At 42.1% G+C, this 16095-nt stretch carries 16 protein-coding genes; 2 read left to right on the plus strand and 14 right to left on the minus strand.

Annotation, left to right across the window (positions count from 1 at the left end):
- Positions 1 to 18: 18 nt before the first annotated feature.
- A complete protein-coding gene (locus C7E02_RS02630; RefSeq protein WP_022279039.1) occupies positions 19 to 477 on the minus strand; it encodes an RrF2 family transcriptional regulator in 459 nt (152 codons plus the stop codon).
- 135 nt (positions 478 to 612) lie between these two features.
- On the opposite strand from C7E02_RS02630, the gene C7E02_RS02635 reads away from it, so the two are divergent.
- On the plus strand, positions 613 to 1965 hold the full coding sequence (locus tag C7E02_RS02635; protein ID WP_105308746.1) for a polysaccharide biosynthesis protein: 1353 nt from the start codon (positions 613 to 615) through the stop codon (positions 1963 to 1965).
- A gap of 14 nt (positions 1966 to 1979) precedes the next feature.
- On the opposite strand, the gene C7E02_RS02640 is transcribed toward C7E02_RS02635, so the two are convergent.
- The 11 genes from C7E02_RS02640 to C7E02_RS02690 all read right to left on the minus strand — a co-directional run bounded on the left by C7E02_RS02640 (position 1980) and on the right by C7E02_RS02690 (position 12131).
- Positions 1980 to 2519 carry a hypothetical protein gene (locus C7E02_RS02640; protein WP_005336570.1) on the minus strand — a complete coding sequence of 180 codons (540 nt, stop codon included), beginning with the start codon at positions 2517 to 2519 and terminating at the stop codon, positions 1980 to 1982.
- A gap of 151 nt (positions 2520 to 2670) precedes the next feature.
- Positions 2671 to 3210 (minus strand): NUDIX hydrolase, encoded by a 540-nt coding sequence (locus tag C7E02_RS02645; protein WP_005336571.1) that lies wholly within the window; start codon positions 3208 to 3210, stop codon positions 2671 to 2673.
- Between the two features lie 16 nt (positions 3211 to 3226).
- Positions 3227 to 3526 carry a hypothetical protein gene (locus tag C7E02_RS02650; protein ID WP_005336572.1) on the minus strand — a complete coding sequence of 100 codons (300 nt, stop codon included), beginning with the start codon at positions 3524 to 3526 and terminating at the stop codon, positions 3227 to 3229.
- Between the two features lie 141 nt (positions 3527 to 3667).
- Complete coding sequence (rny, locus tag C7E02_RS02655) at positions 3668 to 5221, minus strand: ribonuclease Y (protein ID WP_005336573.1); 1554 nt, start codon at positions 5219 to 5221, stop codon at positions 3668 to 3670.
- A 122-nt stretch (positions 5222 to 5343) separates the two neighbouring features.
- Entirely contained in the window at positions 5344 to 5964 is a 621-nt protein-coding gene (locus C7E02_RS02660; RefSeq protein ID WP_005332503.1) for a regulatory protein RecX, read from the minus strand.
- 3 nt (positions 5965 to 5967) lie between these two features.
- Positions 5968 to 7059, minus strand: a complete 1092-nt coding sequence (recA, locus tag C7E02_RS02665; RefSeq protein ID WP_005332501.1) for a recombinase RecA — start codon at positions 7057 to 7059, stop codon at positions 5968 to 5970.
- A gap of 154 nt (positions 7060 to 7213) precedes the next feature.
- On the minus strand, positions 7214 to 8506 hold the full coding sequence (locus C7E02_RS02670; protein ID WP_105308747.1) for a D-alanyl-D-alanine carboxypeptidase family protein: 1293 nt from the start codon (positions 8504 to 8506) through the stop codon (positions 7214 to 7216).
- 100 nt (positions 8507 to 8606) lie between these two features.
- Positions 8607 to 9188, minus strand: coding sequence for an SMC-Scp complex subunit ScpB (gene scpB / locus C7E02_RS02675; protein WP_005332498.1), 582 nt, complete (start codon positions 9186 to 9188; stop codon positions 8607 to 8609).
- Between the two features lie 339 nt (positions 9189 to 9527).
- Positions 9528 to 10271, minus strand: coding sequence for a segregation and condensation protein A (locus C7E02_RS02680; protein ID WP_005330340.1), 744 nt, complete (start codon positions 10269 to 10271; stop codon positions 9528 to 9530).
- A 73-nt stretch (positions 10272 to 10344) separates the two neighbouring features.
- Positions 10345 to 11208: a metallophosphoesterase gene (locus C7E02_RS02685; RefSeq protein WP_105308748.1), complete on the minus strand. Its 864-nt coding sequence runs from the start codon at positions 11206 to 11208 to the stop codon at positions 10345 to 10347.
- A 56-nt stretch (positions 11209 to 11264) separates the two neighbouring features.
- Positions 11265 to 12131 (minus strand): HAD-IIA family hydrolase, encoded by an 867-nt coding sequence (locus C7E02_RS02690; RefSeq protein WP_105308749.1) that lies wholly within the window; start codon positions 12129 to 12131, stop codon positions 11265 to 11267.
- Between the two features lie 145 nt (positions 12132 to 12276).
- Here C7E02_RS02690 and C7E02_RS02695 point away from each other — a divergent pair, with 145 nt between their 5' ends.
- Entirely contained in the window at positions 12277 to 14082 is a 1806-nt protein-coding gene (locus C7E02_RS02695) for an aminopeptidase P family protein (RefSeq protein ID WP_105308750.1), read from the plus strand.
- Positions 14083 to 14216: 134 nt separating this feature from the next.
- Here C7E02_RS02695 and C7E02_RS02700 read toward each other — a convergent pair whose 3' ends face one another.
- Both C7E02_RS02700 and C7E02_RS02705 read right to left on the minus strand, forming a co-directional pair.
- Positions 14217 to 14630, minus strand: coding sequence for a DUF3592 domain-containing protein (locus C7E02_RS02700; RefSeq protein WP_022278360.1), 414 nt, complete (start codon positions 14628 to 14630; stop codon positions 14217 to 14219).
- Between the two features lie 126 nt (positions 14631 to 14756).
- A complete protein-coding gene (locus C7E02_RS02705; protein ID WP_022278361.1) occupies positions 14757 to 16037 on the minus strand; it encodes a D-alanyl-D-alanine carboxypeptidase family protein in 1281 nt (426 codons plus the stop codon).
- Positions 16038 to 16095 lie beyond the last annotated feature (58 nt).

The following is a 16095-nucleotide window of genomic DNA, read 5'->3' on the forward strand; positions in this document are numbered from 1 at the left end:
TACATTACCCTTCTTTCTCTATTGTTGACTGCATTCTCCGTGGATAACGCCCTCCGGATTCAGTTCTTTGCTTTCTTTTACAAGCTCATCCAGCTTGATTTCATTTACGGTTTTATTAATACTGTCGTTGATTTTCTGCCATACATACTTTGTGACGCATTCATCTGAAGCCATACACCCTTCTTCTGAATAAAATGCTGCGCATCTTACTGGTTCCAGATTGCCTTCCAGGGCACGCAGTACATCACCTACCGATATTTCTGACGCATCACGGGCAAGCACATATCCTCCGGACGCTCCCCGGATACTTTTTACAAGCCCTGCTTTTTTCAGTAATGCAAAAAGCTGTTCCAGATATCGCTCAGACAATTTTTGTCTCGTGGCTATGCAGCCGATGGATACCGGTTCTTTCTCGCTAAATCTCGCCAAATCGATAATGGCTCGCAGACCATACTTTCCTTTTGTCGACAGTTTCAATATTTTCACCTTCTTTTCCAATCCCTAGCAAAATACTGGGGATTTACTTTAAGTAGAATATCACTCATTTTCCGTTCTGTCAAGCTTTTCCTACGTATATAATAAAGAAATAAAGGCATCTTTGGAGGTACTTTCATGGAGTTACACAATCCACTTATCAAAGGGACATTTATTTTAACCGTTACAGGGCTGCTCACCAGATTTATGGGGTTTTTTTATCGCATTTTCCTAAGCCATACATTTGGAGCGGTTCAGGTCGGACTTTACCAGCTTATTTTCCCCATTTATGCTCTTGGCTATTCCGCAACTTGTGCCGGAATCCAGACGATTCTCTCCCGCAGTGTTGCCAGCCGTCTTGTTCAGGGCAGAAAAAAAGAAGCCCGCCAGCTTCTCTATACCGGACTTCTCATCACGTTGTCCGTCTCCTGCTGTTTTACAATTTTTCTGCAAAAATTCGCGCCATTTTTAGCTGGCTCTGTACTTGGTGACCGAAGATGTGAACATCTTCTGATTCTGCTTTCTTACGTTTTTCCTTTCAGTGCTATACATAGCTGTATTACCGGATACTGCCTCGGCCTAAAAGACACCAAAATTCCTTCATCCTCTCAATTATTAGAACAAACTGTACGTATTTTCAGTGTTCTCGTTATTTGTCAGTTTTTAAACCACACAGAAGGATTTTCCGGCATCTGGATTGCTGTTCTGGGGTTGATATTCGGTGAAATAGCTTCTGCCCTTTATAGTTTAAAATGCGTTCGTAATAAACCTGGGCTTTATTTTCTTATTCCGTCTTCCCTTTCCTTACAGCAAATATTTTCCGATGCAAAAGAGCTTATAAAACTTTCTCTTCCACTTACCGGTAATCGTATACTTTTAAATATACTGCAAAGTATCGAAGCAGTCTCTATCCCTGCTTCTTTACTAATTTATGGGCTTTCCACCTCAGATGCCCTGAGTACTTATGGTGTCCTGACAGGCATGGCTCTTCCTTGTATCCTGTTTCCATCCGCTCTTACTAATTCTGCTTCCACAATGCTCTTACCTGCTATCACAGAAGCCCAGACTCAAAAAAACGTACAACGTATAAAGAAAATGATCCGAAGTTCCATCTGTGGTTGCATTTTTCTTGGAACTGGATGCCTGGCCGGATTCTTTCTACTTGGTCCCGCATTAGGAAGACTGCTCTTCCATAGCTCTCTTGCCGGAGAGTTCATACGTACCCTTTCCTGGATGTGTCCATTTTTATACGCCAACAGTGCACTCATCAGCATTATCCATGGTCTCGGAAAAACCGGCATTTCTTTCTTGCTAAATACGCTAAGTCTTTTCATTCGGATCATTGGTGTCTTATATTTTACAGCATATTGGGGAATCCCGGGATACCTGCATTGCCTTCTGGCAAGCCAGATATTCCTTTTCGTAACCGGGATTTTGTATATAAGCCATCATTTACGCCAGATGCTTTTGAGTTCTCATTACAACACATAAAAGAATGCTAGTTTTTATAATGTTCTCAAAAACATTTTCAACAATACCGGATTGACCAGACACTCTAATGCAATTCCCATAGTAAGAAATAATACAAAACTTAACGTCTTCGTAGAATTCCATTCGCTCACCGGATATCGGAATAAATATAGTAAAAGCATTGCATAAGCCGGTATATAGCACAAAAAATGCGGAAGCATACTTATAACGCATAATATCAATCCTTTGACTCCCAGCATAAGAAGTGCCGATGTCAGAATCATGCCACTTGCCAGTCCAGCCCATAAAAGGAACAGATAAGCTGCTATTTTCCGGAACTTTGTCCCACCAAGTATTGCAAGTCCGCCTGCCGGAAGCAGGCGTATCTGCGCTACATACCACATATAATCAAAAGATTTCAAATCATAGCCAAGATACTGGCTTCTGAACCACTCGCTCCAGATTCCCACATCCACAACATACCTGGTCGAAGCAACATTCAAATATATGATTCCAAGAAAAAAGCCCAGCATATAAATCAGAATAGGATACCTTTGCCTTCTTTGTATCTTCACACACGTAACCTCCTGTTCAGATACTTTTGCATGTAGTCTCCCTCTATTTATATGCCTGGACTTTCTAGATATTCTTATTTACTTGTTGTGACTCTTCTTTGTTCAAAAATCTGCTTTTCCATCTCATGCAAACACTGATGTCTGCAGATTGCTATTTTCCATATTTGTCCGCATATGCGAGAAGTGCTGCCACCGTCTTGGAATCTTCAATCTCACCGGAATAAATCTTTTTTCTTAATTCAGCAATGGTGTAAGCTCCCACATTGATAAATTCATCCTCGTCCAGATGCTGGTGTGACGGAATCAGATTTTTCGCAACGTAAATATCGATCTTCTCATCGCAAAATGCCACTGTTGTCCGAAGTGTAATCAACCATTCAAGATGCTCTGAACGATATCCCGTCTCCTCCTCCAGTTCTCTGGAAGCGCATTCAATTCCAGGCTCTCCCGGCGCATCCAGTTTCCCTGCCGGGATTTCAAGCGTATCTCGCTCCAACGCATTACGATACTGGGTAACCATGAGAATTTTTCCATCATCCATGACCGGAACAACTGCGGCTGCCCCGTCATGATGGATAAAATCCCATTCTGCCGTGTTACCATTTGCAAATTTCATATGGTCTTTATAAACTTTTATGACTGTTCCCTCATATGCCAGATCTCTTCCGATACGTTTCACTTCTTCGCTCATAATTCAGCCACCTTTCTTATATAGATGATACAAATGCTTCCATCATATTCATTTTCTTCTTGAGATTTTTTTCTGTCATACCTTCATAAGTGAACCACAGCAGCTGATCTTTTTCTGCGTCCGGTGTCACAGCCGTCATATATTCCTCTGTCAGAATCTTCGCAGCATTTGCCGTATTTCCAATCAGAACTCCATTGTACATCTTCTCATCCACTTTTGTAAAATCGATGCAGACTGCCCCATCTTTTTCCTCCGTTGCCAGCGTCACAAGCGGCATCTCTTCGATTCTCTGTACGATATATTCTTTGAAATCCATCACATACATCTCCTTTTATTTACTATCAACCATAATTGTAGCATTTTAGGACTATTATAGCAATTTCTTATTATACAAAAAAAGAAACCATCACCATAAGCTTTTATGCTTTATATGTGATGATTCCTTATCATTTATCTTCTACTTGGCATAATCTGTAACTCTTGATTCACGAATTACATTTACCTTAATCTGACCTGGATATTCAAGTTCAAATTCAACCTGTTTCGCAATATCTCTGGCCAGCAATACCATGTCTGCATCAGATACTTGTTCTGGAACTACCATGATACGAATCTCTCTACCTGCTTGAATTGCAAAAGATTTCTCAACGCCTTTAAACTGATTGGCGATATCTTCTAATTGTTTTAACCTGTTTGTGTATGTTTCTAATGTTTCTCTTCTTGCACCCGGTCTTGCTGCAGAAATCGTATCAGCAGCCTGTACAACACATGCAATCAGGGATTCCGGCTCTACATCGCCGTGATGGGCTTCAACCGCATTGATAACGGTTGCGGACTCTTTGTATTTTCTGCAAAGGTCAACACCGATCTGGATATGTGATCCTTCCACATCATGATCGATTGATTTACCGATATCATGTAAAAGTCCGGCTCTCTTAGCCACTCTGACATCGAGACCGATTTCTCCAGCAAGAAGTCCGGATAACTGTGCCACTTCAATAGAATGCTTCAACGCATTCTGTCCATAGCTTGTTCTGAACTTCATTCTACCAAGAAGCTTGATAAGCTCTGGATGAATTCCATGAACACCAACTTCAAGTGCAGCTGACTCTCCTTCCTCACGAATCATAGAATCGACTTCTTTCTGCGCTTTTTCTACCATCTCTTCGATTCTTGCCGGATGTATACGTCCGTCAACGATCAGCTTCTCAAGCGCAATTCTCGCAACTTCACGTCTGATTGGATCAAAGCCTGATAATACAACAGCTTCCGGGGTATCATCGATAATCAGTTCCACACCTGTCAGTGTCTCCAAAGTACGGATATTACGTCCTTCTCTACCAATAATTCTTCCCTTCATCTCATCATTCGGAAGCTGAACTACAGAAATCGTAGTCTCAGCTACATGATCTGCTGCACATCTCTGGATAGCAGTGACAACACATTCCTTTGCCTTCTTATCTGCTTCTTCCTTTGCCTGCGCTTCCATCTCTTTGATCATCTTCGCAGTATCATGTTTCACATCTTCTTCAACAGTTTTTAACAAATATTCTTTTGCCTGTTCGGAGGTAAGTCCTGAGATTCTTTCTAGTTCCTGTACACGTTGTTGACTCAGCTCGTCAACTTTCTTCTCACGCTGCTTCAACTGTTCTTCTTTTGCTGTAAAGCTTGCTTCGCGCTTCTCAATTGCCTCAGACCGTTTATCCAAAGCTTCTTCCTTGGAAAGTACACGCTTCTCATATCTCTGTAATTCAGATCTGCGTTCCTTTGACTCTCTCTCAAGTTCATTCTTATTCTTGATTGATTCCTCTTTAATTTCCAAGAGAGACTCCTTCTTCTTAGCCTCGGCTGTCTTCACTGCATCATCGATAATCTCACGCGCTTTGTTCTCCGCATTACCAATCTTAGATTCCGCATTCTTCTTCAGATTAGAAACGGTTACAAAGTGACTGATGACTGCTGACACAATGACAAGCACTACTGCAACAGCAATTACTATTCCTATCGGCACAGGAGCACCTCCTTATTTAGTTTTCATTGTACAAATACAACAGTTAAATTCTATACTGTTTTGTGAAAGATGTCAAGCTTAACCATTGAAAACTTCTATAATTTAAATATGTTTTCTTTATATCAACTGTACATCTCACACTCATATATCTGCATGGTTCTTCTGATATCATCATAGCCAAAACCCTTTCTGACAAGGTAAGCCATTATTTTTTTCTTTTCCTCCGGCGTCGTATTCTCCCGATCATAATGCTTTTTCTCTAGCAGTCTGCGAATTGCCTCCGTAGAATCTTCACGCTCATAGCTCTCTTCAAATGCTTCATCAATTAGTTCTCTGGACACTCCTTTTCCCACAAGCTGCATATAAATCTCCCGCCTGCTTTTTCGTTCTTTCCTTGATTCAATAAAACTTCTTGCATATTCATAATCATTGATATAGCCAAAAGATTTTACATAACTGATTGCAGCCTCCACGATATCTGCCGGATATTCATTACGCGTAAGTTTCTCCCTAAGCTGCGCCTCTGTACGCCACATATCATTCAAAAGATGCATTGCCCGAAGCTTTGCTCTTTTTAATATAACCTCTGTTCGAATCTTCTCATAGCTTTCCTGCGACAATTCCTGATCTTCGGCTATATGAAAACGGGACAGTTCACCCTTATACAATATAAAAGCAAACTGTCCATCTACATATACCTTATACTTTGTCTTTGTCACAGCTTCAACTCTTGTGACAACCATCTGTTAGTCCTCTTTTTCTGCCTCTGCTGCTACTTTGACCGCACTGTCAGCTTTACTGCTTTTTCCTTCCTTTGTATCCGCTTCCTCTGATGCTGATCCGTCAAAATTATAGTGTGCACGAATCTGCTTATCCAAAGACTCCATAAGTTCCGGATGCTCTGTGAGATAAATCTTAGCATTCTCACGTCCCTGGCCGATCTTATCTCCATTACAGGAGAACCATGCACCACTCTTGTTGACAAGTCCAAGATTTACTGCAAGATCCAGAATATCTCCTTCTTTTGAAATACCTTTTCCGAACATAATATCAAATTCTGCCTCTTTGAACGGAGGTGCGATCTTATTCTTCACAATCTTCACACGGGTTCTGTTACCAATCATCTCTCCGCCCTGCTTGAGCGTCTCGATTCTTCTGACGTCCATGCGGACAGATGCATAGAACTTCAATGCACGTCCACCGGTCGTAGTCTCCGGATTACCGAACATAATACCAACCTTCTCACGAAGCTGGTTGATAAAGATTACCACACAGTTAGACTTGCTGATAACAGGGGTCAGCTTACGTAGTGCCTGGGACATCAGTCTTGCCTGAAGTCCTACATGGGAATCTCCCATATCTCCTTCAATCTCCTGCTTCGGTACAAGTGCTGCAACAGAGTCAATGACAATAATATCCATCGCGCCGGAACGCGCCATTGTCTCAGCAATCTCAAGCGCCTGATCTCCACTGTCAGGCTGTGAAATGTAAAGTTCATCAATATCTACTCCAATGTTACGCGCATAAACCGGATCAAGGGCATGTTCAGCATCAATAAACCCTGCAATCCCGCCTCTTTTCTGAACTTCCGAAATCATATGCAGTGCAACTGTTGTCTTACCACTGGACTCTGGTCCGTAAATCTCAACCACACGTCCTCTTGGAACACCTCCGAGTCCCAGTGCAATATCCAGACTTAAAGATCCTGTCGGAATTGTCTCCACTGATACCTGGGCTGCCGGGTCTCCAAGCTTCATGACCGTACCTTTACCAAAATCCTTCTCTAACTTTGCAATAGCCGCATCTAAGGCTTTCTTCTTATCTTCATTATTCGCCATAATTAAATCTCCTTGATGTTCTCCGAACGAATGTTCGGTATCTGATTAATATAGTATTATAACCGCCGCAAATTGTCAATAGAAAAAACAAGAAAAAGTGTGTAAGAATTGTTTCCCCTGACAATGTTAACTGTATCATGGTTTTCAATCTCCGTCAACGCAAATCCACGAAGAATGTATTCCATCTTGTATAGCAGAAAAAGCGCTCCATACATCTTTTCAGGCACCAGGAAAATGTCCGTTTTTTAAGCCCGCTTCTTGTCAAAACATCGTATTTTCCAATAATATTTTTATCTAATATATACCGCACTTCTCCCACTTTCTGCCCTTTTTCTACCGGTGCAGACAAAGCTTTTTCCATCTGCACGGAAATCTCTACATTTTCATCAGTTCTTAATAATACTTTTAATATTTCCGGCTTCTGTTGAATTTCAACCTCAGCCACGCTGTTTTTCTGATAAATGTTCTGGTCGTTACCACTATCTTTTACAACAATCTCCTGCTTTGGAAGCTCCTGCCATACGTTCCGGTACTCATAATTCGAAAGTCCATATTCCATAAGTTTCTTCGTGTCACTCCATTTATATCCTTTATGATTCGGCCAGCCACAGGCAAGTAATGCCACGATAAACGTCCGTTCATCACGTCTGAGTGCACCGACATAGCAATATCCTGCATCTGCCGTAAAACCGGTCTTGCCAGAAATCGCCCCGTCCATCATAGTCAGAAAAGCATTGTGATTCGCGCATGTATAAGAAGAAGTTCCTTTAAGATCCCGGAAATGGTATTCTTTCGTTCCGGTAATATCCAGAAACATTTCCTTTTCCGGAGAATCCATAATACAATATTTCATAATTTCCGCCAGTTCTATGGCTGTTGTGGCGTGCACGCCACCTTCATCCTCTCCGTCCAGTCCGTTTGGCGTTACAAAATGTGTCTTAGTAAGCCCCAGTTCTTCTGCTTTTTCATTCATCATTTTTACAAATGCTTCCACGCTTCCGGCGATCTCTTCTGCAACCATAACTGCGCTGTCATTATGCGATTCCAGCATAAGAGAGAATAAAATATCTCTCAGATAGAACTGCTGCCCTTCCCGGACACCCAGATGAACTTTCGGCTGACTGGCAGCATATGCAGACGCTGTGACTATCTCATTATCTGTCATATGCTCCAGTGCTATGATGCAGGTCATAATCTTTGTGGTGCTTGCCATAGGCCTTATGGCTTCCTCTTCTTTTCCAAATAAAACACGCCCACTGTCAGCATCCATAAGGACTGCCGATTGGGCGTATAGATTTTGTGGCTCGTCTGTATTTTGTTTCATTTTGTCAGCCATCTGACCCGATAGATTCTGACCCGATTCCTGAATTTCATATCTTGCCAGCCAGGCGGCAGATATACATAGCAAAAGTAAGACTGCGATAATTTTTATTTTGATCTGATTCATATCCAGTACCCTGAAGCACCGTTATCTTTACAGATTATGATACTCTGCACACAAATATGTATCTCTTCTTTACTTTATCTGTTTCATTTACTATATCTGTTTATACATTTAATTTAAGCTGTACTTCTTCCTCTGCCTCTTCTTTAAATGTTTCTACCTGTTCCGGCTGCATGCTCGGAAGATCTTCGATAGACTGAATACTGAATCTTCGCAAGAATTCTTCTGTTGTACCAAATAAAATCGGCCGTCCCGGTGCATCCAGTCTTCCCACTTCACAGGCAAGATTATATTCTACCAGTTTATTTACCGCGTGATCTGATTTGACTCCACGAATCTTTTCGATTTCAAGCTTTGTCACCGGCTGACGATATGCAATGATTGATAATGTCTCCAGCAGAACATCTGTCAGAACACATTTCTTCGGCTGTTTTGCAATACGAATGAGATAGTCATACATCTCCCGCTTCGTGCACAACTGAAAGGAGTCTTCCAGCTCAATAATACGAAGACCTCTGTCCTCTGCTTCATATTTGTCCTGCAACCGATGAATGATCTTTCTTGTAGTCGCTTCATCGTGCTCAATCGCCGCCGCAATCTTCTTAAGTTCCACTGATTCGCCCATTGTAAATAAAATGGCCTCTATCACAGCCTCCATCTTACCTATCTCCGTTTTTTTACCCATATAATTTCTTAGTCACTCCATCTTTCAAGAATGCCTCGGCATTCTTGCTGCGAGGTGCGCGTCCTGCAATTGCATGACATACTTCTACTGCGCACCTGTGCAAGTCTACACTCCGTTTCGGTCGGCGCAAAACCATTGTCCACCGGACAATGTGCGCCCTGCCAGAGGCTATATCAGCTGGGGGATTGACTCCCACCACTGATACCAGCTTGTTTCTCACCACCTATAGAGGTGGAAGTCATCTCCCAGCTGATATAAATCTGACGACTTTTCTTAAGGGAACCACTTTTACTTCTGTCAAAACCATCCAGACGGTTCCCCAACTAATACTACACTTCGTTAAAGATTTGCAGTAATCATAATATCATCAAATGCATGTTCCTGCTGTACGATCAGGATTCCTTCCTTGATCAACTGCAACACTGCCAGAAATGTTACGACAGTCTGCATCTTGGACTTCTGGCTGCCCAAAAGTGTGCGGAAACTGAAATGCTTGTGTTCCCTCGCATAATCTGTCACAGTCTCCAGCTTTTCCTCAACCGTAACTTCTTCTTTCTCTAATTTACCAAATTTGCTTCTTACCGGATCGATCTTGTCTTCCTGACGCCTGATCACGTCCTGAAAAACACGGTTCAGTGTTGCCAATGTCAGATCCCCTAAAAGTTCGTCCAAATCTACCGGCTCCACATAATCCATGACTTCCTCCGGGATAGTCGGATCTTTGTACATCGTCCTGCCGCCATCCAGCTCTCGGTCACGAAGCTCATAGGACATATACTTGTACATCTTATATTGAAGAAGTTGTTCTACCAGTTCCTGTCTTGGGTCTTCCTCTTCCCCATCTTCTGTTACTTCCTTTGGAAGCAGCATCTTACACTTGATATCCAAAAGCGTCGCTGCCATGACAAGAAATTCACTCATCACATTGAGATCTTCCCGTTCCATGGCTTTGATATAATCCATATACTGGTTTGTAATCTCCACAATAGGAATATCGTAAATATCTATTTTGTTTTTATCAATCAAATGTAACAGCAGGTCAAGAGGTCCTTCGAACACCTGCAATTTTACCGGGATTCCCATGTCTCATTACTCTCCATAAATTTCCATGACTTTTAGGTCTGACAATCTATTATACTTGATTCTCTCACATTTCTCAACAATTATTTAAACTCAGAACAACAACCTCTGCCGGATTAAAGAGCCTGATATGAATGGTGTGGGTTCCAAGCCCTTTACTTACAATGACAGTCTGGTCTCCCACGCACCGCATTTCTCCTGAATACTTCGGAAATAATACAAAATCCGGTCCGATCACACCTCCGATTCCCGGAATTCTCACCATACCTCCATGCAGATGCCCACTTAGGATCAGATCTGCTCCCCAGGCAAGGTATTCTTTCATATAGGAAGGATTATGTGCGAGAAGAACCTGAAATGCTTCCGGATCCCGATTTCCGATCCGCTCTTTTATTGCTCCCTCTGGCATCTCTCTTCGTTTCAAATGCGTGTAACACTCCAGTGGAATCTCAAGCCCTGTCAGGCGGACTTTTGATTCATCACTTAAAACTATCGATTCATTTTCCAAAAGATGTACTCCCAGATTCAGCAACTTTTCCCGATATAAAGCATAAGACTGGTCATACTTCTGTGGTTTTAATTTCATACGCTCTTCATGATTTCCATTTGCATAGTAGACTGGTGCAATTTTCACAAGCTCTTTCACACAGGCAAGGGCCGGTTCATAGGAATGTCCGTTCTTTCCAACTAACATATCCCCACCAATTAGAATCAGATCCGGTGACTCTTTTTTCACTGCATCAATTAATCTGCAATTATTCACTCCATAGACCTGATTGTGCAGGTCACTTAAAAAGACCCATGTTTTCTCCCCTGCAAGCTTCGGTGACGCCACCTGGTAACGAGTCACCCGAAATGTATGAAGTTCCCGATACATTTCTGCAAATCCAAGAAGTACTGCTGCCACCAGTATTCCGATTATGATTCCTGTTGTCGACATAGATATTCTCCTGATTTATTCTTCCATTTATTTACGTTTGTTTATCACACGTTTATTTATATCTGTTTTGAACACATCTGTATGTCTGGATTTTTTCCTTCCGTCACCGCTTCCCGGCTTTTCCGAAATGCCTCATACAGCTTTCGGATATTTTCAAATGCATAATCCGGCATAAATTCTGTCGCCACCAGATCCTCTGGCTTTGCCTCTCCTGTATACACAAGAGCCGTTTCCACTCCCGCGTTAATTCCACATGCAATGTCCGTGTAAAGGCGATCGCCAACTACAAGCACTTCCTCTGGTTTCGCACCTACCTGCTCCATACACATTTTTACAATCTGTGCATTCGGCTTACCTGCATAGTAAGGTGTCCGATCTGTTGTCACTTTCAACATCTCGCAGATCCCTCCGCAGTCAGGGACAAAGCCAAATGCAGTTGGACACCGGTAATCTGGGTTTGTTCCGACAAAATCCACTTCCGGACGAAATAATGCCTTACATGCTTCTTCGACTTTTTCGTAGACAAGTGTTCTGTCAAATCCCACAACTACGCATGCTACATCTTCCTCTGCCTCGTGGGTCAGCTTTAGTCCAAAGCTTTTTAACTCCTCTTCAAAAGACGGCGTTCCTACTACAAGCAGTTTCTTATCTTCATAGTGCTCCTTCAGATACTTACATGTTGCATAAGATGCAGTCACAAACTGATTTTCTACTGCGGAAATATTCCATTTCTTAAATTTCTCAATATAATCTTTTCGGCTTTTGACCGAATTGTTCGTAATATAAAAAGCTCGTCCACCAATGCTTTCAATATAATCAAGCAACTCCTGGCTGCCGTTATAAATCGTGTCATCTATGGCAAATGTCCCGTCTATATCAAACAAAAAATATTTTTTACTCTCTAAATCATTTCCTTTTAACATTAAAAAAAGCTCCTTGCTGGAATTTTGTCCATTTATACTATATAATGATGATGGTGTCGGGATTAAAAGGCCCAACTATGATGCATCTTTACACCCTTGCATTATTATATACTGATTTAGAAATCATGTCGAGGAGGTTTTTATCATGACGGTTTCAGAACATATTGACGCGCTGAGAAAACTTATGAAGGAGCGCGGATACGATATCTATATTGTTCCGACTGATGATTTTCATCAAAGTGAAAATGTCGGGGCATATTTTCAGGCCAGAACATTTATTACAGGCTTTGATGGTTCCGCCGGAACCGCGATTATTACTTTAGATCACGCCGGACTTTGGACAGACGGACGTTATTTCTTACAGGCCGAGCAACAGCTTTCAGGCACTCCGGTTACTCTCTATCGCATGCTGGAACCAGGTGTCCCGAGTATCAACGAGTTCTTGGAAAAACATTTACCGGAACATGGTACAATCGGTTTTGACGGACGTGTCATCTCTATGAAAAACGGAAAGGCATATCAGGAAATTGCCGAGAAAAAGCATGGTCATATTGTTACTTCCGAAGATTTGATCGACCTGATCTGGAAAGACCGACCGGCACTGTCAACAAAACCGGCATTTGCCTTGGAATTAAAATACACCGGTGCTTCTACAACGGAAAAACTTGCCCGCGTCCGTGAAGCTATCAAGCAACACGGGGCTACTACTCATGTCGTTGCTGCCCTGGATGACATTTGCTGGATTACCAATCTGCGTGGACGGGACATTGACTATTTTCCCCTTCTTCTCTCCTACGCCATCATCACCATGGATGAGATGAAATTATACGTTGATAAGCAGAAGCTGACCGAAGAAATGTATAATAACCTGACTGCTGCCGGAATTACATTTCACCCATACAATGATATTTACGAAGATTTAAAGCATCTGGATTCAGAAGAGACTGTCCTTTTAGACCCGTCCCGTATTAACTATGCGCTTCGTAACTGCATTCCAGAAGGAGTCTCTGTTGTCGAAAGCGAAAATCCTTCCGTATTGATGAAATCTGTAAAAAATGAAACAGAACTTCACAATATCGAACAGGCTCACATCAAAGATGGGGTTGCTGTGACTCGTTTTATGCATTGGCTAAAGACACACGTTGGTATCTCTTCTGAATCTCCTGTCACGGAACTTAGTGCAGCCGACAAGCTGGAAGAATTTCGGAAAGAACAGGACGAATATCTCTGGCAGAGCTTCGAGCCAATCTGTGCCTCTGCCGAACACGCAGCAATTGTTCACTACAGCGCAACCAAAGATAGCAATGTACCAGTCACGGAAAATGGTCTCTTCCTTACAGACACCGGCGGCGGTTATCTGGAAGGCTCCACAGACATTACAAGAACCTTTGCATTTGGAAATGTTCCACAGAATATGAAAGAAGACTTTACTTCCGTTCTTTTATGTAACTTGCATCTGGCAAATGTAGTGTTTCCGTACGGTACTACTGGTGGAAGCTTAGATGTTATCGGACGTCTTCCACTTTGGAAACGTGGATTAGACTTCAATCACGGAACCGGACACGGCGTTGGCTATCTTATGAACATTCACGAAGAACCGGCAAGATTCCGCCGTTATCTCGGAAATAAGGCTCCAATTCAGGACATTGCCCTGGAGCCGGGAATGATCATCACTGACGAACCAGGTGTCTACATTGCCGGTTCTCACGGAATTCGTACGGAGAATGAACTGATGATCTGCGAAGGTGAGACAACCACATATGGAAGATTCTTATACTTTAAACCAATTACACTTGTACCGATAGATCTGGACGCAGTCGTACCTGAAATGATGACCATCGAAGACAAAGAACTTCTAAACGCTTACCACAAGCGCGTATACGAGACACTTGCACCACATATGAAAGAAGATGAACGCAAGTGGCTGGCTGAATATACAAGAGCGATTTAGACCGATTTACACGTTTATAAACCTGATATTTTAACACCAAATTTGATTTTCAAAATATATTTTCAAGTATAGGAAAGCCTCTCTCATTCATTTTCCGAGAGAGGCTTCTTCGTTTCCTTTTATTTTCAAATCTGTTATATGCCTGTAAAAAACAAAATTCCAGTACAGACAAGAATCGGTATGCACCCAATAATTCCAAATACAATCGCAAGAATCTTATAGACCTTATTATCATATCCCGGAATGTAAGACTGCTTTGGCTTTGCCGGATTGTACATGACCGGAACTTTTGCACCAACTTGTGGAACACAGTGCTTGATGGACGCACCTTCATTCGTATATTTCATTCCATTTGCATAATATTCATATACCGGATAAAAGCTCAAACTTCCATCACCCGATGATTTGCTGTTGATTCTTATGACCAGTCCGACCGTATTCATCGTACAGTTTTTCTTTTTTCCATGTGAAATCAAGCCTATAATAATCGCCGGAAGCCAGAACGCTGCTCCCAGACCACATAGTGTTAATACAAGACCCAGTTCCATATGTTTCTCTCCTCGTTTGTTCTCTCATTTCTAGTAATTTAAAAATATCCTATTGCTTTAAGGTGCCCGGATATTTTCGCTGTCAATATAATATAATCACAATTATTTTCATTTAGCAATGACTAATTATAATGTCCACCCACGCACGGCTTCTTTCATGGCACTTCCGTAACTGATTTCTTCTACATCTTCTGTTGCAAGAATGTCTACTTTGCCAATCTCTTTTCCATTCAGCGAATAAATTACTTCGCCTATTTTATCCCCCTGTCTGACCGGTGCTGTCGCATTCTCTTTTAATTTTACTATTTTCTTTATCGTAGATAAATCTGCACCTGTCACATCTACATAAGAAAATAATTCCATCTGCGCGGCGCCGACTTTCTTTTCAACTCCATGTTTTACCGGCACATTCGGTATTTTGTTTACTTTATCTTCCTGATACTTCTGACATTTTCCAAATCCATAATTCAGCAGTGCAATCGCGTCCCGCATTCTTGCTTTGCTGTCATCTGCCGCCATAATGACAGCAATCATATCCGTGTTATCTTTCCTTGCTGTTGCAGAAATACAGAACTTTGCCTGACTGGTCGACCCCGTCTTAAGCCCAGTCGCATATTCGTATTGCCGGATCATTTTGTTCGTATTTGTAAGTCCAAACTGTGTAGAGCCCTTTTTCGTCGTGTGCGTGATATCCTCCATCCAGATATTGCAGTAATCAAAAATCTGTGGATATGTATGGATCAGCTCTCTGGACATTAACGCAATGTCCCTTGCCGTCGTCACATGTCCCTCTGCGTCAAGTCCGTTACAGTTGACAAAATGTGTATTCTCCATGCCAAGGCCTTTCGCCCGCTCATTCATCTGATTTACAAATTCCTGTTCATTTCCACAAATGTACTCTGCCATGCACACACAGGCGTCGTTTGCACTGGCTACGGAAATACATTTTATCAGTGTCTCTACTGTCTGCACTTCACCAGGTTCTAAGAATACCTGGGAGCCACCCATAGAAGCCGCATATTCTGACGTTGTCACCTCGTCCTCTAAATGTATCTTTCCTTCTTGCAGCGCATCAAAAATCAGCAGCAATGTCATGACCTTTGTGACACTTGCCGGCGGTCTCTTGGAATCTGCATCTTTTTCATAAATTACCTGTCCCGTAGATGCTTCCATTAAAAGAGCAGACGGTGCGGAGATGTCCACATTTCCCGTCTGCTGCGTATTTACATTATCTGTATTTTCTGTTGTATCCGATGAATTCTGCTCTCCTGCTCCAGCGTTCTGGCCAGTGTCTGCGTCTGTATTCTGTCCCGTATTCGTATTCAGAATAATCAGTTTTTCAGACTGCGCCAAAACCGGTTGTGTCAGTAGAATCAAGCAGATTAACCACACCAGAAATTTTTTCATAATCCGTGCTCCAACACATACTTTTGTAGTAAATATATGATGGAGGGATTGTTTTATA

Origin of the sequence: Dorea sp. Marseille-P4042 (genome assembly GCF_900290215.1) — a bacterium.
In the GTDB taxonomy this organism is placed as follows: domain Bacteria; phylum Bacillota; class Clostridia; order Lachnospirales; family Lachnospiraceae; genus Dorea; species Dorea formicigenerans.

Coding starts and splice junctions, on each gene's coding strand:
- scpB (WP_005332498.1), bottom strand. CDS start 9,188: ATGGGTAAAAAAACGGAGATAGGTAAGATGGAGGCTGTGATAGAGGCC.
- C7E02_RS02635 (WP_105308746.1), top strand. CDS start 613: ATGGAGTTACACAATCCACTTATCAAAGGGACATTTATTTTAACCGTT.
- C7E02_RS02645 (WP_005336571.1), bottom strand. CDS start 3,210: ATGAGCGAAGAAGTGAAACGTATCGGAAGAGATCTGGCATATGAGGGA.
- C7E02_RS02670 (WP_105308747.1), bottom strand. CDS start 8,506: ATGAATCAGATCAAAATAAAAATTATCGCAGTCTTACTTTTGCTATGT.
- C7E02_RS02705 (WP_022278361.1), bottom strand. CDS start 16,037: ATGAAAAAATTTCTGGTGTGGTTAATCTGCTTGATTCTACTGACACAA.
- C7E02_RS02660 (WP_005332503.1), bottom strand. CDS start 5,964: ATGGTTGTCACAAGAGTTGAAGCTGTGACAAAGACAAAGTATAAGGTA.
- recA (WP_005332501.1), bottom strand. CDS start 7,059: ATGGCGAATAATGAAGATAAGAAGAAAGCCTTAGATGCGGCTATTGCA.
- C7E02_RS02680 (WP_005330340.1), bottom strand. CDS start 10,271: ATGGGAATCCCGGTAAAATTGCAGGTGTTCGAAGGACCTCTTGACCTG.
- C7E02_RS02685 (WP_105308748.1), bottom strand. CDS start 11,208: ATGTCGACAACAGGAATCATAATCGGAATACTGGTGGCAGCAGTACTT.
- C7E02_RS02700 (WP_022278360.1), bottom strand. CDS start 14,630: ATGGAACTGGGTCTTGTATTAACACTATGTGGTCTGGGAGCAGCGTTC.
- C7E02_RS02695 (WP_105308750.1), top strand. CDS start 12,277: ATGACGGTTTCAGAACATATTGACGCGCTGAGAAAACTTATGAAGGAG.
- C7E02_RS02650 (WP_005336572.1), bottom strand. CDS start 3,526: ATGGATTTCAAAGAATATATCGTACAGAGAATCGAAGAGATGCCGCTT.
- C7E02_RS02690 (WP_105308749.1), bottom strand. CDS start 12,131: ATGTTAAAAGGAAATGATTTAGAGAGTAAAAAATATTTTTTGTTTGAT.